We start from the raw sequence: 23,000 nt of genomic DNA on the forward strand, positions 1-23,000 counted from the left end.
GGCAGTGTTGCGATGACCAACCCCACTCCGGCGTGCGCGCAGATCGATCAGCTGGCGGCGCTGGTGGCGACGGTCGCGGCGATGGAACCGGCACGGACCGCCGTCGGATTCGACGGCACCTCGGTGTCCTACGCGGAGCTGGATGCCCAGCTCACACTGATGGCGGAGCTCACCGGCGGGGCGCTCGATCCCGAGACGCTCGTCCAGGTCGTGCTCGCCGAACTGTTCCCGGGGGTTGTCGACGCGGCCGAGGGCACCTTCGGGCGGTTGCTGAACACGCTGGCCGCCGATGCGATGACCGTGCTCGGGATCGAGACTTCCGTCGCCGGGGCGACGCTGGTCGACCGGTTCGCCGAGCAGCTGGCGCGCACTCCGGATCGGGTGGCGGTGCAGTTCGGTGACCGGACGCTGACCTATGCCGAATTCGATGCCAGGGTCCGGGTGCTGGCAGGTCGGTTGGCCGGGCTCGGCGTCGGCCCGGAGTCGCTGGTCGGGTTGGCGATGCGGCGCAGTGTCGAGTTGATCGTCGCCGTGCACGCGATCGTGCGGGCGGGTGGGGCGTACGTGCCGCTGGACCCGGATCATCCGGTGGACCGGTTGCACTACGTGCTCCAGGTGGCACGGCCCGTGGTGGTGGTGACGCGGGTGTGCGACGAACCGGACCTGGGTGGGGCGACGGTGTTGCGCACCGACGACATCGACTGGTCCGCGATACCGGCCGAGCTCGCGGTGCATGCGCAGGCCGGAAACACGGCGTATGTCATCTTCACCTCCGGGTCGACCGGTCGGCCCAAGGGTGTCGCGGTGACCCACGGTGCGATCGTGGCGAACCTGGACTGGCGTCAGCGCAGTTATGCGATGACCGAAGACGACGTGGTGTTGCAGAAGACCCCGTACACCTTCGACGTATCGGTGTGGGAGCTGTTCTGGCCCTTGCAGATCGGTGCCCGGCTGGTGGTCGCCGAGCCGGGCAGGCACGGTGACCCCGCCTACCTGGCCGACCTGATCGCCCGGCACCGCGTGACGGTGACCCACTTCGTGCCGTCCATGCTGGCCGCCTTCGTCGGTGAGCTCGCCGAGGCCGCGACGGTCGCGGATCTGTCGTCGTTGCGGATGGTGTTCGCCTCCGGTGAGGCATTGCCCGCCGCGACCGCCGCGCGGCTGCGCAAACTGTCGGCGACGGCCCTGCACAACCTGTACGGGCCCACCGAGGCGGCGGTCGATGTCACCGCGCACGAGGTGACCGAGGCCGACGAGGTGTCGGTGCCGATCGGTGGACCGGCCGACGACACCGGGTTGCTCGTGCTCGACGAGAACCTCGACCAGGTGCCCGCCGGGGTGGTGGGCGAGCTGTATCTGTCCGGTGTGCAGCTGGCCCGTGGCTACGTGGCCCGGCCCGGCCTGACTGCCGACCGGTTCGTCGCCAATCCCTACGGCGAGCCCGGTGAACGCATGTATCGCACGGGTGATCTCGTGCGGCAGCTGCCCGGCGGTGCCGAGCTGGAATACCTGGGGCGCACGGACTTCCAGGTGAAGTTGCGTGGGTTGCGGATCGAACTCGGTGAGATCGAGGCCGTGCTCGCGGCGCACCCGCGCGTCGGCAATGCCGCGGTGGTGCTGCACCGGCACGCGGCCGGTGAGGCACTGGTCGGGTATGTGGTGAGTGTCGACGGGGAGCCGCTCGACGAGGCCGAGCTGGTGGCGCACACGAAGGCGTCGATGCCGGAGTACATGGTGCCCTCGCTGCTGGTGCAGTTGCCCGCGATGCCGATCAATGCGAGCGGCAAGCTGGACCGGAAAGCATTGCCGGCGCCCGATTTCCGTGTGGCCGCGGCCGAGTTCCGCGCGCCTGTGACCGCCACCGAGCGGGCGGTGGCGGCGATGTTCGCCGAACTGCTCGATGTGGAGACCGTCGGCCTGGACGACGACTTCTTCCGGCTCGGTGGCAATTCGCTGATCGCGACCCGTGCTATTGCCCGCTTGCACGCGAACTTCGGTGTGCGCGTGGATGTTCGAGACTTCTTCGACAGTCCCACTGTCGCGGTTCTCGCGTCGTTGATCGATGCGGGCTCTGTCGACGAGAGGCCGGCCCTCGTCGCGGGCCCTCGCCCCTCCGTTCTGCCCCTGTCGCCCGCGCAACAACGCATGTGGTTCCTGAACCGCTTCGACCCCACCACCGGCGCCTACAACATCCCGATCGCGGTCCGCCTCTCCGGTGCGCTCGACCATGCGGCCTTGCGTGCGGCCGTCCACGACCTGATCGCCCGCCACGAAGTGCTGCGGACCGTCTACCCCGAGGTGGACGGGGCCGGGACGCAGGTAGTGCTCGACCCCGCCGAGGCTTACAAGCTGCTCGTCGCCGGGGCCAGGGGCGGTGCTGTCGGTGCCGCTGGTGTCGGTGGCGAAGGCGTTGGTGCGGCGCTGTTGGAACCGATTGTTGTTGCGACGGACGAGCTGAGGCAGGTGATCGCCGGGGAGATCCTGCGCGGTTTCGATGTGACGGTGGCGCCGCCGGTGCGGATGCGGTTGTTCGAGGTCGACGGGGATCACGTGCTGGTGCTCGTGGTGCACCACATCGCCGCCGACGGGTGGTCGGCGGGACCGCTCGTGCGAGACACGATGGCCGCCTATCACGCGCGGACCGGCGGGGCGGCGCCCGCGTGGGAACCGCTGGCGGTGCAGTACGCCGATTACACGCTGTGGCAGCGGGCCGTGCTCGGTGAAGAGGACGATCCCGCTTCGCAGGCGGGGCGGGAGATCGCGTTCTGGCGGGCGGCGCTGGCCGGTCTGCCGGACGAGTCGGGGTTGCCGACGGATCGGCCGCGCCCGGCGACCGCCTCGATGCGTGGGCAGCGCGTCGAGTTCAGCCTGGACGCCGAGTTGGTCACGGCACTGAATTCTGTTGCCGCCGAGCGCGGTGCGACGCTGTTCATGGTGCTGCACGCCGCGCTGTCGGTGCTCATCGCCCGCCTGTCGGGCAATGCGGATGTGGCGATCGGCAGCCCGGTCGCCGGGCGCGGTGCCGCCGAACTCGACGACGTGATCGGCATGTTCGTCAACACCGCGGTGCTGCGCACCCAGGTGCGCGCCGGGGAACTGTTCGCCGACCTGCTCGGCCGCGTCCGGGCCGACGACCTGGCCGCCTTCGAGCACACCACCCTGCCCTTCGAGCGGCTCGTCGAAGTGCTGGCACCCGCTCGTTCGGCCGGTCGGCACCCCCTGTTCCAGGTGGCGTTGTCACTGCAGAACCTGCCCGTGACCACCTTCGAATTGCCCGGCCTGCGGGCAAGCGCGGTCGACCTGCCCTACGACATCGAGAAGTTCGACCTGTCGGTGACATTGCGCACCGCCGCAGCCGATGGTCTGTCCGGCGAATTCTCTTACGCCACAGATCTGTTCGACGCGTCGACGGTCACCGCGATGGTGCGCCGTTTCACCGGTCTGCTCGCTGCGATCGCCGCCGCACCGCATACCTCGGTAGCCGATCTGCCGCTGCTGATCGATACCGAACTCACCGAACTCACCATCCGCAGCGGCGGTGTCGCCGAGCCCGCACCCCTGTTGCCCGAAGTGCTGGCCCGCGCCGCCGCCGACCCGGCCGCCGTCGCCATCCGCGACGGCGACCGCACTGTCACCTACGGCGAACTCGACGCCGCCTCCACCCGCATCGCCACCCGGCTGACCGGCAACGGTGTCGGGCCGGGTGATGTTGTCGCCGTGAGCATTCCGCGCTCCGCCGCGTCGGTGACCGCCGTGTGGGCCGTCATCAAGTCGGGCGCCGGCTTCCTCCCGGTCGACCCGAACTACCCGGCCGATCGCATCACCCACATGCTCGCCGACTCCGGCGCCGCCGCGGGCATCACCACCGACGAGCTCCGCGCCGACCTGCCCGCCGCCGTGGACTGGCTGGTTGTCGACGTAGACGCCGTGCACACGGACTCGCACACCGTTCCCGATGTCGCCGCGCCGGCCATCGACGGGTTCGGAGCGTCGGGTGATGCTCGCAGGCCGCATCCGCTCGACCCTGCCTATGTCATCTACACCTCCGGCACCACCGGTCTGCCCAAGGGGGTGGTGATTCCGCACGCCGCGGTGGCCGCGTATCTGCCCGTGCAGGCGCAGCGGTACCGGGCTGCGGCGGACGCGCGGGTCCTGCATGTGGCGTCGCCGTCGTTCGACATCTCGGTGGCCGAGTTGCTGCTCACCGTCAGCTCGGGGGCGACCATGGTCGTCGCGCCGAACGGGGTGTTCGGTGGGGCGGAGCTGGGTGAACTGTTGCGGGTCGAGCGGGTGACCCATGTAGTCATCACGCCGTCGGCGCTCGGGACGGTCGATCCGGTGGGGCTCGACGATCTGCGGGTCGTCGTGGTCGGAGGTGAGGCGTGTCCGGCGGAGCTGGTGGCACGGTGGACGGCGGCGATTCCGGGGCTGGTGTTCCGCAACGGGTACGGGCCGACCGAAACCACGATTGTCACCAACATCAGCGAACCACTCGGCGCCACCACGCCGATCACCCTCGGCGGGCCCGTGGAGGGGACCACCGAACTGGTCCTCGACGAGCGGTTGCACCCGGTGCCTGCCGGTGTCGTCGGTGAGCTCTACATCGCGGGCGCGCAGTTGGCGCGCGGCTACCATCGTCGGCCCGCGTTGACGGCCAGCCGGTTCGTCACCAACCCGTATGGCGCGCCGGGGGAGCGGATGTACCGCACCGGTGACACCGTCCGCTGGGTGCGTCGCGGTGATTCCTACGACCTGGAGTACCTGGGGCGCAACGACTTCCAGGTGAAGGTGCGTGGCTTCCGGATCGAACTCGGTGAGATCGACGCGGTCCTCGCCAAGCACCCGACGGTGCGTTTCGCTGTCACGATCGGGCACCGCACCGAGGCTGGTGTGACCCTGCTGGTGTCCTATGTGGTGCCGGTCCCCGAGGCCGCCGTCGACACCTCGGAGTTGCTCGCGCATTCCGCCGCGCACCTGCCCGCGCACATGGTGCCCGCCACCGTCATGACTCTGGACGAGGTGCCGCTGACTCCGGTCGGCAAGCTGGATCGTTCGGCGCTGCCCGCTCCCGTGTTCGAGGCCGCTGTCTACCGCGCGCCCGTCACCCGTGCCGAACAGGTGGTCGCGGACGCGTTCGCCGAGGTCCTCGGTCTGGAACAGGTCGGTCGCGACGACGACTTCTTCGAGCTCGGCGGCAACTCGCTGCTCGCCACCCGCGTGATGGCCCGCATCGGCACCGATCTCGATATCCGCATCCCGGTGCGGCAACTGTTCGACACCGCCTCGGTCCGCACCCTGGCCGACGCCGCCGACCGGCTGCGCGGCACCGGCGCAGGCCCGGCCCTCGTCGCGGGCGTGCGCCCCGATCCGCTGCCGCTGTCCCCGGCCCAGCAGCGCATGTGGTTCCTGAACCGCTTCGACCCCGGTTCCTCCGCCGACAACATCCCGATGGCCGTGCGTCTCACCGGCGACCTCGACGTGCCCGCCCTCCGCGCAGCCCTCGTCGACGTCCTCGACCGCCACGAGGTCCTGCGCACCCGCTACCCCGAACGCGACGGCCACGCGATCGCCGAAATCCTCCCCACCCCCGGCCTTCTGCCCGACATCCACCCCGAGGTCCTCCCCACCGACGACCTCCCCGACGCGATCCGCGCCTTCGCCACGACCGGCTTCGACCTCACCACCGACGCACCCCTCCGCATCGCCCTGTTCCGCGTGCGCGACACCGGGGAAGCACCGACCACCGGGCACGGTCCGATCGATACGTCAGCGCACTCCGGCGAGGAACCGCTGCTTGTCGATCCCGTGAGTACCGTTGCGGCACTGCGAGGTACGGGTGTATCGACGGGCGTGCCTACGATGCTCGACGGGGACGGGCCCACCGACGACGGCGTGAGGTCCGGTGCGGCGCAGGGCGGTACGGTGGAGTTCACCGCGCAGGTGCTGACTGCGCAAGAGCAGTTCGGCGGAGACGCATCGGCCGGTGTCGGTCAGATCTCCGGAGAAGCACGGGAAGCTGCTGTGTCGGTTGACGGTGCAGCGGAGTATGTGCTGGCTATCGTGCTGCACCACATTGCGGCGGACGGGTTTTCGTTCGGCCCGCTGATCCGCGATGTGCTCGCCGCGTACGGGTCGCGGGCTGTGGGGGAGTCCCCCGCGTGGGAACCGCTGAGCGTGCAATACGCCGATTACGCGGTGTGGCAGCATGCGGTGCTCGGCGCCGCCGCCGACCCCGGATCGGTGGCTGCCCAGCAGCTTTCGTACTGGCGTAAGACGCTGGACGGGCTGCCGGAGCAGTTGGAATTGCCTGCCGACCGGCCGCGGCCTGCGGTCGCCTCGCGTAGAGGAGCGGTGCATGCGGTCGAGTTCGAGGCCGAAACGCACCGTGCGCTGGTCGAATTCGCACGGGCGCACGGGGTGACGGTGTTCATGGCCGTGCACGCGGTATTCGCCGTGTTGTTGGCGCGCTTGTCGGCCACCACCGATATCGCCATCGGTACACCGGTGTCGGGACGTGGGCACCGCGCACTCGATGACCTGGTCGGCATGTTCGTCAACACCTTGGTGCTGCGCACCGAGGTGACGGCCGCGACGCCGTTCGCCGAGCTGGTCGCGCGGGTCCGTGACACCGATCTGGCGGCGTTCGGGCACGCCGATGTGCCGTTCGAACGGCTCGTCGAAGCGCTCGACCCGGTGCGTTCCACGGCCCGCAACCCCCTGTTCCAGGTGATGCTGTCGCTGAACGAGGACACCGCGCGCGAACTCGTCCTGCCCGGCCTGACGGTGGGTGGCGTCGACCTGCCGACCACCGTCGCCAAGTTCGACCTGGAACTCACCCTTACCGAACACCGCGACGAGAACGGCGCTCCCGCAGGACTTTCCGGTGCGTTCATCTATGCCACCGACCTGTTCGACGCGGCAACCGTCGCCGGATTCGCTACCCGCCTGCACCGCGCCCTCGCCGGCGCCTTGAGCCACCCCACGCGCCCTGTCGGCGACATCGACCTCCTCGATGCCACGGAACGCGCGCAACTGCTCGCCACCGGCAACGGCCCCTCCGCCCCTACTTCCGCCCTGGTAGCGCAGCCGGCCGATCCGGTCGAGGCCGACCCCGCTGCTCCGGTCGCTGCCGTCCGGGCAACGCAGTTCGACGACGACAGCGCGGCAGACCGTGCCACCCCCGCAGCCTCCACTTCCGCTGTCACCCTGGCATCGCTGTTCGCCGACCAGGTCGCGGCCCGGCCCGGCGCGACAGCTGTCGTTCTCGATGCCGAGCCCCAGGTGGGCGGCCCGGTGCGGCTGACGTATGCCGAGTTCGGCGCGAGGGTTGCTCGGCTGGCCCGGCACTTGATCGGGCTCGGTGCGGGGCCGGGTTCGCTGGTGGCCGTGGCGATGCGGCGTGGTGTCGAGCAGTTGGTCGCGGTACACGCCGTGCTGGCGGCCGGGGCGGCGTATGTGCCGGTGGATCCGGATCATCCGGCCGAGCGAACCCAGTATGTGCTCGACCGGACGGCGCCGGTGTGTGTGCTTACGGTCGCCGGAAGTGGTGTGCGGGTGGCTGAATCGGTGGTCGAGGTGGACAACCTCGACCTGTCGGTGCTGTCCGGTGATCCGATCGCCGACGAAGAGCGCTGTGCCCCACTGCGTCCCGAGAACCTCGCCTATGTTCTGTTCACCTCCGGCTCGACCGGTCAGCCGAAGGGGGTGGCGGTTCCGCACCGTGCGGTGGTGAACCAGCTGCGGTGGTTGCAGAGTTCCTATCCGCTCGGTGTCGACGATGTGGTGCTGCAGAAGACGCCCTTCACCTTCGACGCCTCGGTGTGGGAACTGTTGTGGCCCTTGCAAGTCGGTGCCCGACTGGTACTTGCCTCGCCCGACGGTCATCGCGATCCGGCATACTTGGCCGCCGCAACGGCCCGGCACCAGGTGAGCGTGGTGCAGTACGTGCCGTCGGTGCTGACAGCTGTGATGGCGGAAACGGCCGGATCGGCAGGCGAACGGGCAGCCCGCTCGCGCTCGACGGTTTCCGGACCGGCCGATCGGGGCAGCCAGGTCACCGATGGGCAGCAGTCGCTGCGTCTGGTGTTCGCCGGTGGTGAGGCGCTCACCATCGAACTGGCGCGCACCGTCCGCGAACGCACCGGCGCCACGGTGGTGAACCTGTACGGGCCGACCGAAACCGCAATCCAGGTGACCACCCACCGGTTCGCCGACGATCAGGGTGCGACCGTGCCCATCGGTTCGCCTGTCGCCGAAACCTCGGTGTACGTGCTCGATTCGCGCCTGCACCCGGTCCCGGCCGGTGTGCCCGGCGAACTGTACGTGGCAGGCGCCCAGCTCGCCGACGGCTACCACAGCCGCGCCGACCTCACCGCCGAGCGTTTCGTCGCGAACCCGTTCGGCACCGGCGAGCGCCTCTACCGCACCGGTGACCTCGTCACCTGGCGCACCACCGCCACCGGCCCCGCCCTGCACTACCTGGGCCGCACCGATTTCCAGGTGAAACTACGTGGCCTGCGCATCGAACCCGCCGAGATCGAAGCCGCCCTCACCACGGTCCCCGGCGTTCGCCGCGCGGTGGTCGTCGTCCGCTCGGACGCCGGCAAGCCGGACCAGCTCGTCGCCTACATCGTCCGCGACAATCTCGAAGCCGAAGCCGTCGCGGATGCCCAATCAGCCTCGACCGAGGCCGGTGTCGGTGTCGGTGGCACAGTCTTGGGCGCACCCAACCGTGACGCCTGCACTCCGGCGGATCTCGACGCCGCAGTCACCGCCACCCTGCCCGCTTACATGGTGCCCGGCGCCTACGTGTTCCTCGACGAACTGCCGCTCACCGCCTCCGGCAAGCTGGACCGCCGCGCACTGCCCGCCCCACAGGTGCGGCGCACCGATTACCGGGAGCCGGCGACCACGACCGAACGCGTCGTCGCCGCCACCTTCGCCGGCGTGCTCGAACTGGACCGGGTCGGCGCCGACGACGACTTCTTCGCGCTCGGCGGCAACTCCCTGCTGGCCACCCAGGTGGCGGCACGCCTCGGAGCCGCGCTCGACGCGCGTGTCGCGGTCCGTGAACTGTTCGAGGCGAGCACCGTCAGTGGCTTGGCGCAGCGTCTGGACACTCTGCGCGGCACCGGGACCAGGCGCGGACCGGTGGGTGGTACACGCCCGCAACGGATTCCGTTGTCGCCCGCGCAGCAGCGGATGTGGTTCCTGCACCGCTTCGACCCGCGGTCCGCCGCTTATCACATCCCCGTGGCCATCCGCCTCAGCGGCGAACTCGACGTCGCCGCCCTGCGCGGCGCCCTCGGCGACCTGGTCGCCCGGCACGAGACCCTGCGCACCACCTACCCCGAATTCGACGGGCAGGCAACGCAACTCGTCGGCGAACCGTTCGTTCCCGAGCTCACGGTCACCGATGTCGCCACCACCGACGTGTCCGGCGCCGTCGCGCAGGTGCTGTCGGGCGGTTTCGACATCACCACCGAGGTGCCGGTGCGCGTCGCACTCCTGCGGGTGACGCCGGCCGAGCACGTGCTGGTGCTCGTCGTGCACCACATCGCCGCCGACGGCTGGTCGATGGGCCCGCTCACCCGTGACCTGGTGGCCGCCTACGCCGCCCGCGCCACCGGCAGCGCACCGCAACTGCCGCCGCTCACCGTGCACTACGCCGATTACGCGCTGTGGCAGACCGAGGGGCTCGGCAGCGTCGACGACCCGGACGCACCGCTGGCCCGCCAGCTCGGCTACTGGCGGAACCGCCTGGCCGCGCTGCCCGATGTCCTCACCCTGCCGACGGACCGTCGCAGGCCGCTGATCGCCTCCAATCGCGGGGCCACCTTCGTCACCGCCTTCGACGCGCACCTGCACCGCGGAATCGAGGAATTGGCTCGGGCGCGCCGGGCGACCACGTTCATGGTGCTGCACGCGGGCCTCGCGGTGCTGCTGGCCAGGCTGTCGGCGGGGTCCGACATCGTGGTCGGTACCCCGGTGGCCGGGCGTGGTCATCGCGAACTCGACGACATCGTCGGCATGTTCGTCAACACGCTCGTCCTGCGGGCCGAGGTACGCGGCGAAATCGGATTCGCCGACCTGCTCGACCAGGTCCGCGCCGGTGACCTCGATGCCTTCGACAACGCCGACGTCCCGTTCGAAACCCTCGTCGACGCGGTGAACCCCGCACGCTCACAGGGCTATTCGCCGCTGTATCAGGTGTCGCTCGCCCTGCAGAATCAGCGGCGCGCCGCGTTCGAACTGCCCGGGCTCACCCTCTCGGGACTCGAACTGCCGGACGCGCCGATCGAAGTCGACCTGGACTTCACCTTCGTCGACCGGTTCGGCGCCGACGGCGAGCCCGACGGCCTCGATCTCGAACTACGCTACGCGACAGATCTTTTCGACCCCGACACCATCGCTGCGATGGCCACCATGCTCGAGCTCGTGCTCCGCGCGGCCGTGCGGGCTCCGGCGACACCTGTTGGAGATCTGGAACTACTCGCCGAACCCGCCCGCGCCGAGCTGGTGGCGGGACCGCACGGCGAGGTGGTTCCGCTCGACGAGGAGCTGACCGAGCTGGGCATCGGCGCGCCGCTGGCCGCGCATCTGCTCGATGCGGCGGCCGCGCGTGATCCGCGCGCGATCGCGGCGGTTTTCGAGGGCACCGAGATCACCTACGGTGTGCTCGCGGCCAGGGCCAATCGGCTGGCGCGCAGGCTGATCGGGTGCGGTGTCGGGCCGGAAACCCCGGTCGCCGTCGCTGTTCCGCGCGGGGTCGAGCTGCTGGTCGTGCTGCACGGTGTGCTCGCCGCCGGTGGCGTGTACGTGCCGATCGACCCGGCCCAGCCCGCCGACCGCATCGGGCATGTACTTGCCACGGCGGCACCACGATTGGTCGTCGCGGCCGAGGCGAGCGACCTCGATCACGTGGACGCGGGCATCCGGTCCGCCACCGCCTCGGTGCATTTCGCGGCCGCCTCGCGGTCCGGGTTCCCGGTGCTCACCGTCGCCCAGCTCGAGGACCCCGCGCAGGTCCCGGTGCCGGGGACCCCGGTCACCGATGCCGAACGCCTCGCACCGCTGATGCCGGACCATCCGGCGTATGCCCTCTTCACCTCCGGTTCCACCGGGCTGCCCAAGGGCGTGCTCATCACCCACTGGGCGGTGGTGAACGAATTGTGCTGGCTGCGTGGCGAATACACCTTGACCGCCGAGGATCGCCTGCTGCAGCGCGCCCCGCTGACCTTCGACGTGTCGCTGTGGGAACTGCTGGCCCCGGCCTTGCTCGGCGCCACGCTGGTGCTGCTGCGCCCCGGCGGTCACCTCGACCTCGCCTATCAGGCGCGAGTACTGCGCGAACAGCGCGTCACCGTGGTCGAGCTGGTGCCGTCGGTGCTGTCGGCGATGCTCGCCGAAGGGCTGGGCGACGCCCTGCGCGGCCTGCGGATGCTGCATGTGGGTGGTGAGGAACTACCCGCCCCGCTCGCGGCGACGGTGCTGGCCACGCTCCCCGTCGAGCTGCACAACACGTACGGGCCGACCGAGGTGGCGATCACCAGCACCTTCCAGCAGATCACGGCACCGGTCGAACAGACCGACATGCCCATCGGCAGGCCCACCTGGAATGTGCGCGCCTACGTCCTCGACGAGCGGCTGCACCCGGTGCCGACCGGTGTGACGGGTGAGCTGTACCTGGCGGGCGCCCAGCTGGCCCGTGGCTACCTGGGGCGGCCGGATCTGACCGCCGACCGTTTCGTCGCCGACCCGTTCGGCGCGAACGGCACCCGCATGTACCGCACCGGCGACCTGGTCCGCCGTGACCGCAACGGCGCCCTGATCTATCTGGGTCGCAACGACTTCCAGGTGAAGATCCGTGGGCTGCGGATCGAACTGGGCGAGATCGAGGCGGCTCTCGGCGACGCGCCCGGTGTCACGCATGCGACGGTTCTGCCCGCCACCGACGACGTGGGCCGCCAGTGCCTGGTCGGTTATGTGGCCGGTGCGGTCGACGCCGCGAATGTGCGCGATCATGTGGCGAGCCGGGTGCCCGCCTATATGGTTCCCACGCATTTCGTCGTGCTGGACACGGTGCCGCTGAACTCGGCGGGCAAGCTCGACCGTGCCGCGCTGCCCGCTGCCGATCTGTCGGTCACCACCTCCTACGTGGCGCCGCGCTCCGGCGCCCAGACCACGCTCGCCGAGGTGATCGCCGACCTGCTCGGCGTGGCCCGCATCGGTGCCGACGACGACTTCTTCGCCGTCGGCGGCAACTCGCTGCTGGCCATGCGGCTGGTCGCCCGCGCCAACGCGGCGCTCGGCAGCGCCCTCGACGTGCGCGACGTGTTCGAAGCACCGACCGTAGCCCGGCTGGCCGAACGCGCCACTGCCGGTGAACAGCTGCCGCGGCTGGTCGCGGTGCACCCACGTCCCGAGCGAATCCCGTTGTCGCTGGCCCAGACTCGCCTCTGGCTGCTGAACCGCATCGACCCCGACTCGGCCGTCTACACCCTGCCCATCGCCCTGCGCCTCACCGGTGACCTCGACATCGCCGCCCTGTGGGCCGCCCTCGCCGACGTCCTCGCCCGCCACGAGGCCCTGCGCACCGTCTTCCCCGAAGACGCGGACGGCCCCACCCAGATGGTCCTTCCGGTCGACCAGGCCCTGCCCGACGCGGTACTCGAAGAGGTCACCGAGTCGGCCCTGACCGCCGCGGTCCGCGCCGTCGTCGGCGCAGGCTTCGACCTCACCACCCAGCCGCCCCTGCGCGCGGCCCTCCTGCGCCCGATCGCGGCGCCGCCGCTCTCGACAGACGGTTCCGCGCGGGACCGTGAGCATGTCTTCGTGCTGGCCGTGCATCACATCGCCGCTGACGGTGTGTCCATCACGCCGTTGGCGCGGGATCTCATCGCCGCCTATGCCGCGCGGACGGCGGGGGTCGCGCCGCGGTGGGAGCCGTTGCCGGTGCAGTACCCGGACTTCACGCTGTGGCAGCGTGAAGTCCTCGGTGAAGCCGACGATCCGCAGTCGCGCCTGGCACGGCAGCTGGCGCACTGGCGTGACGAACTGGCCGGGCTGGCACCGGCTCTGGAGTTGGCGACGGATCGGCCGCGTCCCGCTGTGCGCGCCGGGGAGGGCGCCGCCGTCGGGTTCGATGTGCCAACCGAGGTCGTCGCCGGGATCGAGGCGCTGGCCCGCAGGCACGGGGTGTCCACGTTCATGGTGGTGCACGCGGCGTTCGCGGTGCTGCTGGCCAGGCACGGGGCGGGCGGTGATATCGCGATCGGCACTCCGGTCGCGGGACGAGCCGATGCGGCGCTCGACGACCTCGTCGGCATGTTCGTCAACACCCTGGTCCTGCGCACCCCGGTGGACGCGGGAGCGGCGTTCGCCGACCTGCTCGCCACCGTGCGTGCGGCCGATCTGCGCGCCTTCGCGCACGCGGATCTGCCGTTCGAACGGCTCGTCGACGAACTGAACCCGGTGCGCTCCACCTCGTACGCGCCGATCGTGCAGGTGATGCTCGCGTTCGAGCACCGCGACGACACCACCGTCGAACTGCCGGGCCTGCGGATCGACGAATTCGCGCTGCCCGCGGCGACCACGCAGTTCGACCTGTCGCTCGCCGTCAACGAAATCGCCGACGCGAGTGGCGAACCAGGGATGCGCGGATGGTTGCGATACGCCACCGATCTGTTCGACGCCGAGACCGTCACCGCCTTCGGCGCGCGGTTCGTCCGGGTGCTGCGCGCCGTGGTCGCGGACGACACGGTGATCGTCGGTGAGATCGACCTGCTCGACGACACCGACCAGGCCCAGCTCGCGGCCTGGAACTCCACCCACGCACCCCTGGACACCGACGCCACGCTCGTGTCGATGTTCGCCGAACAGGCCGTTCGCACCCCGGACATCATCGCCCTCGAGTTCGAGGGAAAGCGAATCACATACGGCGAGTTCGCTGTTCGTGTGGCTCGTCTTGCGCGTTGGCTGATCGCGGAAGGGGTGGGCCCCGGCGCCATCGTGGGTGTCGGGCTGCGGCGCGGAATCGATCTGCTCGTCGCGCTCTACGCGGTGCAGGCGGCGGGCGCGGCGTACCTGCCGCTGGACCCCGACCACCCGGCCGACCGGATCGCCGATGTGCTCGCCACCGCGGCACCGGTCTGCGTCCTCGCCGCATTCGGCTTCCCCGAAACCGGCACGCGCACCATCGATCCCGGTGAACTCGACCTCGGCGGTTTCGACGCCCACCCGGTGACCGATGCCGAGCGTCTCCGGCCGTTGCGCGGTGCCGACCTGGCGTACGTGCTGTTCACGTCCGGATCGACCGGGAAGCCGAAGGGTGTGGCGGTGAGCCACACCGCCATCGTCAACCGTCTGGTCTGGATGCAGGACACCTACGGGCTCACTCCGGCCGACACCGTGTTGCAGAAGACGCCGATCACCTTCGATGTGTCGGTGTGGGAACTGTTCTGGCCCTTGCAGATCGGCGCTACCCTAGTGATCGCCCGCCCCGACGGGCACCGTGACCCCGCCTACCTGGCCGAGGTCATCACCCGCACCGGAGTGGGTGTGGCGCACTTCGTTCCGTCGATGCTCGCCGCGTTCCTCGCCGAACCCCGCTCCGCCGACTGTGCGTCGCTGCGTCAGGTCTTCGCCTCCGGTGAGGCACTGCCCGCCGCCGATGCGCAGCGCCTGCGCGCGCTGATTCCCGGTGTGGCCGTGCACAACCTGTACGGCCCGACCGAGGCCGCCGTCGATGTCACCTTCCACGAGGTCACCGACGCCGACACCGTGACCGTGCCGATCGGGGCGCCTGTCGCCAACACCGCCCTGCACGTCCTCGACGCCCGCCTGCGCCCCGTGCCCGTCGGCACACCCGGCGAGCTCTACCTCGCGGGTGTGCAGCTGGCCCGTGGCTACCTCGGCCGCCCGGACCTGTCGGCCGACCGTTTCGTCGCCAACCCCTACGGCGCGCCCGGCGAACGCATGTACCGCACCGGCGACCTCGTCGTACGCACCCGCACCGGCGAACTGGAATACCTGGGCCGCACCGACTTCCAGGTGAAACTGCGCGGCCTGCGCATCGAACTCGGCGAGATCGAGTCCGTGCTCGGGGCCATCGACACTGTCGACCGCGCCGTGGTGACCGTCCGCGACGACGGCACCGGCCCCTACCTCACCGCCTACCTCGTCCCCACGCGCGGACAGTCGGAGCTCGACCGCGACCTCGCGCAGGTGAAAGCCCGGTTGCACGAGGCGCTTCCGGCCTACATGGTGCCGACCGCGTTCGTCGTTCTCGACTCGCTGCCCGTGAACGCCTCGGGCAAACTCGACCGCCGGGCGCTGCCCGCACCGGAGCTGAGCGCACGCGAATTCCGCGCACCCGTCACGGTTACCGAGACGCTCGTCGCCGGGATCATCGGTGACGTGCTCGGGGTCGAGCGCGTCGGTGCCGACGACGACTTCTTCGATCTCGGTGGCAACTCACTGATCGCCACCCGGGTCGCGGCGCGGCTCGGGGCAGCGCTGGACCGGCGGGTGCCGGTGGCCCGCATCTTCGAGGCGCCGGTCGTGGCGGCGCTGGCCACCGCGCTCGATACCGAGGTGGGCCCGGCCCGGCTCGCGCTGACGGCGGGGGAGCGGCCCGCCGTGGTTCCGCTCTCGCCTGCCCAGCAGCGCATGTGGTTCCTCAACCGGTTCGATCCGGATTCGGTGGGGTACAACGTGCCCATCGCCGTCCGTTTGCGCGGTGTGCTCGACACCGACGCACTGGCGGCCGCCGTCGACGACCTGGTCGACCGGCACGAAGTGCTGCGCACCTATTACCCGGAGACTGCCGACGGTCCGGTGCAGAAGATCCTGTCGGCTACGGAAGCCGGTGTCGCACTGGAGATCCGCGACACCACCGCGGACCAGGTGCGCGGTGCGGTGACGAAGCTGGCCGCGACCACCTTCGACGTGACCGCCGGGGTCCCGTGGCGGGTCGTGCTGTACCGCCTCGACGCCGACGACGCCGTGCTGGCACTGGTCGTGCACCACATCAGCGCCGACGGGTCGTCGGTGCCGCCGCTGGTGCGCGACCTGATGACCGCCTACCTCGCCCGCCGCGACGGCACCGCCCCCGCGTGGGCGCCGCTGCCGGTGCAATACGCGGACTACGCGCTGTGGCAGCGGGCGGTGCTCGGCGACGAGACCGACCCTGCCTCGGTGGCCGCCCGCCAGCTCGACTTCTGGCGCACCGAACTCGCCGGTGTGCCCGACGAACTCGCGCTGCCCCTCGACCGGCCGCGCCCGGCCGTGCGAACCCTGGCCGGCGGCACCGTGCCGGTCACCCTCGACGCCGCCACCCACGCCGGGCTCACCGAGCTGGCTCGCGAGTGCGGTGCCACGCTGTTCATGGTGGTGCACACCGCCTTCGCCGCCCTGCTCGGACGGCTGTCGAACAGCACCGACGTGACCGTCGGTACCCCGGTCGCCGGACGCGGCGAGGCCGCGCTCGAAGATCTCGTCGGAATGTTCGTGAACACACTGGTATTCCGCACCCGGCTACGGGCGGGAGAATCGTTCCGCCAGTTGCTGATCCGGCAGCGTGCCACCGACCTCGCGGTGTTCGCCAATGCCGATGTGCCGTTCGAACGGCTCGTGGAGGTGCTCGACCCGGCGCGTTCCACCGCCCGGCACCCGCTGTTCCAGGTGGGCTTCTCCTTCCAGAACTTCGAACGCGCCGAACTCGAACTGCCCGGCATCACCGTGTCGGGCCTGGACACCGACGGGGAGCTGTCGCAGTTCGATCTGCACCTGATCGTCAGCGACGACTACACGAACGACGGTGTCGCAGCCGGTGTTTCGGGCGTACTCACCTATGCCACCGACGTGTTCGACCCCGAAACCGCCGCCGCCGTCGTCCCCCGCCTGGAACGGCTGCTCACCGCCGTCGCTGCCGCACCGCAGACTCCCGTGGACGCCATCGACGTGCTCGATGCCGAGGAGCGCACCCGCATCCTCGACCATTGGAACGACACCGACCACGAGATCGACCGCACGGTAACCCTTCTCACGCCGTACCGTCACCAGGTGGCCACGCGCCCCGACGCGACGGCCCTGATCTTCGAGGGCGAACACATCACCTACGGCGAGCTCGACGCCCGGGTCAACCGCTTGGCCCGACACCTCGTCACCGACGGCGTCGGCCCCGACACCCTGGTCGCCCTGGCCATGCGCCGCTCGATCGACTTGGTCGTCGCCATGTACGCGGTCCTCACCGCAGGCGCCGCCTACGTCCCGATCGACCCCGACCACCCCACCGACCGCATCACCCAGATCCTCACCACCGCCCGCCCCCACATGGTCCTCACGACCAGCCGCGACCGCTTCGAAATCGGCGCCGTGTCCGGTGCCGACCGCTCGGACGTAGTGCCGGGTCCCTCCAATCCCTCAGGGGAAGCGAAGGGTGGTTTCTCAATCGACGGCCACGCCGCATCGTCGGCAGGTGCGGCGGTTCCCGTCGTTCGCATCGACCGGCTCAGCCTGGATCATTACCCGGCACACACGGTCGGCGACACGGAACTACTTGCACCGCTAAGAGATTCGAACCTGGCCTATGTCCTGTTCACCTCCGGCTCGACCGGGCGGCCCAAGGGTGTGGCGATGAGTCGTGCCGGGGTGCGCAATCAGGTGGCGTGGATGATCGAGCAGTACCGGCTCGGGGCAGGGGATGTGTACCTGCAGAAGTCGGCCGCGACCTTCGATCTGTCGGTGTGGGGGTACTTCGTGCCGCTCGCGGCGGGGGCAACACTTGTGCTGGCCGCGCCCGACGGGCAGCGTGACCCGCTGTATCTCGCGGAACTGGTCGCGCGGCAGCGCATCACCGTGGCGGACTTCGTGCCGTCGATGCTGAGTATGTTCGCCGCGCACGCGGAGGCCGGGCAGCTCAGCAGCTTGCGCCTGGTGCTCGCCATCGGTGAGGCGCTCAACCCGGATACGGTCGCCACCTTCCAGGCGAAATCCGTTGCGGCACTGCACAACCTGTACGGACCGACCGAAGCGGCCGTTTCGGTGACCGCCTGGCCCGCCGACGACGCGACCGGGCCGACCGTGCCGATCGGGGTGCCCGAATGGAACACCCGCGTCTACGTGCTCGACGACCGGCTGCGCCCCGTCGCACCGGGTGTGGCGGGCGAGCTCTACCTTGCGGGCGACCAGCTGGCCCGCGGCTACCTCGGCCGCCCGGACCTGACCGCCGACCGGTTCGTCGCCGACCCGTTCACCGCGCCCGGCGAACGCATGTACCGCACGGGCGACCTCGTGCGCTGGACCCGCGACGGTGTGCTCGTCTACCTCGACAGGCGCGACTTCCAGGTGAAATTCCGCGGTCAGCGCATCGAACTCGGTGACATCGAAGCGGCGCTGCGGGCCGTGCCCGGCGTGCGGCAGGCCGCGGCTGTCGTGTCGCCGAGCCCGACGGGCGACCGCCTCGTCGGTTACGCGGTGCCGCAGCCGGGCGCCGAGCTGGACCCGGCGATCCTGCGCACAGCCGTCGGGGGTGCCCTGCCGTCGTACATGGTTCCGTCGGTCGTCGTGGTGCTGGATGCTTTCCCGCTCAACACCTCCGGCAAGCTCGACCGGGCCGCACTGCCGACACCGGAGTTCGTGGCCCGCCCCTTCCGTGCCCCGGTCACCCCGGCGCAGCGGGCCGTGGCCCAGGTATTCGCCGAAGTGCTCGGCCGCGAGCAGGTCGGTCTCGACGACGACTTCTTCGACCTCGGCGGCAACTCGCTCATCGCCACCCGCGTCGCCGCGCGCCTCGGCGCGGCACTCTCCACCCGGGTGCCGGTGCGCACCCTGTTCGAGGCGACCACCGTCGCCGCACTGGCCGAGCTGCTCGCAGGCCACGCGGGCAGCGGCGCGGGCGCCGCATTGGTCGCGGGCCCACGCCCGCAACGGATTCCGCTGTCGGCAGCACAGCAGCGCATGTGGCTGCTCAACCGCCTCGACCCGGAATCGGCCGCCTACAACATCCCGATCGCGGTGCGGCTCACCGGCGATGTCGACGCCGACGCCCTGGCCGCCGCCGTCACCGATGTGCTCGAGCGGCACGAAGTGCTGCGCACCGCCTACCCGGCTGTCGACGGCATCGGCCACCAGGCGGTGTGGGAGTTCGTACCCGCCCCGGTGGTCGAAACCGTCGATCCCATCGCGGTGCCCTCGATCGTGGCCGCCGAGATCGGCAGGGGATTCGACGTCACCGTCGCTCCGCCCGTGCGGGTGCGCGTATTGCGTTGCGCCGCCGACGAAGTGGTGCTGGTCGTGGTGATCCACCACATCAGCGCCGACGGCTTCTCCGCCGGACCGCTGCTGCGCGACACCACCGCCGCCTACCTGGCACGTCGCACGGGCACCGCACCGGACTGGGCGCCGCTGGCGATCCAATACGCCGACTACACCCTGTGGCAGCACTCCGTGCTCGGCGACGAGCACGACCCCGAATCCCCGGCCGCCCGTCAGGTGCGGTTCTGGCGCACCGAACTCGACGGGCTCGCACCGCTGCTCGAACTGCCCACCGACCGGCCCCGCCCCGCCGTCGCTCCCCAGCGTGGCGCGAGCGTGGAAGCGATCGTGCCGCAAGACGTCTGGCAGCGTGTCGCAACAGTGGCGCGGCGGGCGGACGCGAGTGAGTTCATGGTCGCGCACGCGGCACTGGCCGTACTGCTGGCCCGGCTCAGCGGGTCGGCCGACATCGCCATCGGCACCCCCGTCGCCGGACGCGGTGCCGCCGCGCTCGACGACCTGGTCGGCATGTTCGTCAACACCCTCGTCCTGCGCACCGGTGTCGACCCGGCCGCCTCCTTCACCGCGCTGCTGAAGGACGCCAGGCGGGTCGACCTCGACGCGTTCGACAATGCCGATGTGCCCTTCGAACGCCTGGTCGACGTACTCGACCCGGTTCGTTCGGCCGGACACAGCCCCCTGTTCCAGGTGATGCTCGCCTTCCAGAACCTGGGCGCCACACCCACCGAGGTAGTGCTGCCGGATCTCACCGTCACCACCCTCGTCGCCGACGCCGCGGTCGCCAAGTTCGACCTCGACCTCGTCCTGTCGGGCACCGACGACGGCCGCTGCTCGGTGCGGCTCACCTACGCCACCGACCTGTTCGACGCCACCACCGCACACCGGATGGCCGAGGCGTACGTGCGGATCCTCGACGCTGTCACCGCCGACCCGGACATCGCCGTCGGTGATGTCGACCTGCTCACCGACGCCGACCACCGAATGCTCGAAAGCTGGTGCGACACCGACTATCCGCTCGCACCGGAGACAGTGCTCGACGGCTTCTACCGGCAGGTCGCCGCGACCCCCGCGGCCATCGCGTTCGTCGACGACACGACCACCCTCACCTATGGCGAATTCGCGGACCGGGTGAACCGGCTCGCCCGGTACCTCCTCACGCTCGGCGTCGGCCCCGACACCGCCGTGGCGGTGGCGGCCCGCCGTTCGACGGAACTGCTGGTCGGGCTGTACGCGGTGATCGTCGCCGGTGGCACCTATGTGCCGATCGATCCCGACCATCCGGCCGAACGCATCGCCCGCGTCCTCGACATCGCCCGTCCCGCCTGCCTTCTCACCACCTCGCGCGACCGGGCCGACCTGCCGACCTCGGTGGGCCGGGGAATCGACGTGGTCGTGCTCGACGAGATCGACACGGCAGAACTCTCCGGGCTACCCGTCGACGACGCCGAACGCACCCACCCGCTGCGCCCCGAACACACCGCGTACGTGATCTTCACCTCCGGATCCACCGGTCTGCCCAAGGGCGTCGGGGTGCCGCACCGCGCGGTTGTCAACCAACTCGACTGGATGGCACAGGAATTCGGATTCACCGCCGATGACACGGTGCTGCACAAGACGCCGACCACCTTCGACGCCTCGATCTGGGAACTGTTCCTGGGTCCCCGCGTCGGCGCCCGCACCGTCATCGCCCGCCCCGGCGGCCACGGCGACCCGGCCTACCTGGCCGCCCTCATCGCCGAACACCGCATCGACACAGCGCAATTCGCGCCGACACTGTTGGCCGCCTACCTCGCGCACATCGACGGCGGGGTAGAGGTGGGCTCGCTGCGGCGCATCTTCGCCGGTGGTGAAGCGCTGCCCGCGGCGCTCGCCCGGCAGGTGCGGGCGGTGACCGGGGCCGAGGTCGTGAACCTCTACGGACCCACCGAGACCGCCGTGCAGGTGAGCACCCACGTCGTCACCGACGACGACTCCGTCACGGTGCCGATCGGCACACCGGTGTGGAACACCGGGCTGTACGTGCTCGACGCCCGACTGCGTCCCGTGCCGCCCGGTGTGGTCGGCGAGCTGTACGTCGGCGGCGCCCAACTCGCCCACGGCTACGTGGGCGCAGGCGCGCTGACGGCCGAACGGTTCGTCCCCGATCCGTTCGCAGCGGCGGGCTCCCGCATGTACCGCACCGGTGACCTCGTCCGCTTGCGCGGCGAAAGGGCCGCATTGGAATACGTGGGCCGCTCCGATCTGCAGGTGAAGCTCAACGGTCAGCGCATCGAACTCGGCGAGGTCGAAGCCGTGTTTGCACGGCAGCCGGGTGTCGCGCAGGCCGCGGCCGCCGTGGTGCCGGGTACGGGCGCCGACCGGCTCGTCGGGTACGTCGTTCCCGCACGGGGAAGAAGTTCCGTCGGCACGTCCGAGGATGTCACTCCTGGAACGGTTGTCGCGCAGAGCGTCTCGGTGCTCGACACAGCCGCCCTCCGATCGGCGCTGGCCGACGAACTGCCCGGTTACCTCGTGCCGTCGGTGATCGTCGAACTCGACGAGTTCCCGGTGAACACCTCGGGCAAGCTCGATCGCGGCGCCCTCCCGGTCCCGAGCCTGCGCCAGGCCACCTATCGGGCACCCGTGACCGAGACCGAACAGCGGGTCGCCGCCGAATTCGCCAGGGTCCTCGACCTGGACCGAATCGGCATGGACGACAACTTCTTCGACCTCGGCGGCAACTCCCTCACCGCGGTCCAGCTGGCCTCGCGACTGAGCGAAACCCTCGGCACCCCGGTGCCGGTGGCCTGGTTCTTCACCGACCCGACCCCGGCCGTCGTCGTCGAACGCCTGCGTGGCGACGACGCGCAGGGCGACGCCTTCGCCGTCCTGCTGCCGCTGCGCACCGGCGGCACCGGGGCACCGCTGTTCTGCATCCACCCAGTCGGCGGCCTGTCCTGGTCGTTCGCCGGCCTGACCCGCCACCTCGACCCGCAACGCCCCGTCTACGGTCTGCAATCACCCGCGCTGACCGCCGACGAACCGCTGCCCGACAGCATCGACGCCTGGGCGCGGCGCTACATCGACGCCATCCGGTCGGTGCAGCCCGAAGGGCCGTACCACCTGCTCGGCTGGTCGCTCGGCGGCTTGCTCGCGCACGCGGTCGCCACCGGTTTGCGGGCCGAGGGTGAACAGGTCGCGCGACTGGCCATGATGGACAGCTGGCTCGGCGACGGACCCGAGCAGACCCCGGCCCCGACGGTCGGCGACCTGCTCGGCGGCCTGGCGGGCGAGGACCTCGACTTCGGCATCGACGGACTCACCGCCACTGCCGCGAACCTCGGCGGACCGCTCGCCGGACTCGACCGCGCCCGCATCGCCCGCATCATCGACGCCGCACAGGCCTCGATGAGCATGGTCGACGACTACCGTCCCCGCCGCTTCGACGGTGACCTCGTCTACTTCGCGGCCACCGTCGACGACCCGACCGGCACACACGGAGCCGCCACCTGGGCGCCGGTCGTCGACGGCGCCGTGATCTGTCACCGCATCGAGGCCACCCACTGGGCGATGGCGAACGAGCACGCGCTCGCCCGCATCGCGCAGGTCCTCGACGCGCCCGGCCGTGGTGAACCGGCGCCGCGGCCACGGGCGACGACGAGGGTCGATGCACGCGCGGGGGCGGGCGGCGCATAGAATCGCTGAGCCGGCCGTCGTGCCTGCAGCCTGCTCCCGCGGCAGGC

General features: G+C 70.5%; 1 protein-coding gene. It reads left to right on the plus strand.

The genetic code is table 11. The features are described from left to right. Positions 1-12 precede the first annotated feature (12 nt). On the plus strand, positions 13-22,953 hold the full coding sequence (locus ACWEVR_RS14510) for a non-ribosomal peptide synthase/polyketide synthase (protein ID WP_452467323.1): 22,941 nt from the start codon (positions 13-15) through the stop codon (positions 22,951-22,953). Positions 22,954-23,000: the final 47 nt, after the last annotated feature.

It is taken from the genome of Nocardia sp. NPDC003979 (assembly GCF_053605015.1).

Bases quoted from the DNA above. Each gene is read 5' to 3' on its own strand.
- ACWEVR_RS14510 (WP_452467323.1), top strand. From the start codon at position 13: ATGACCAACCCCACTCCGGCGTGCGCGCAGATCGATCAGCTGGCGGCG.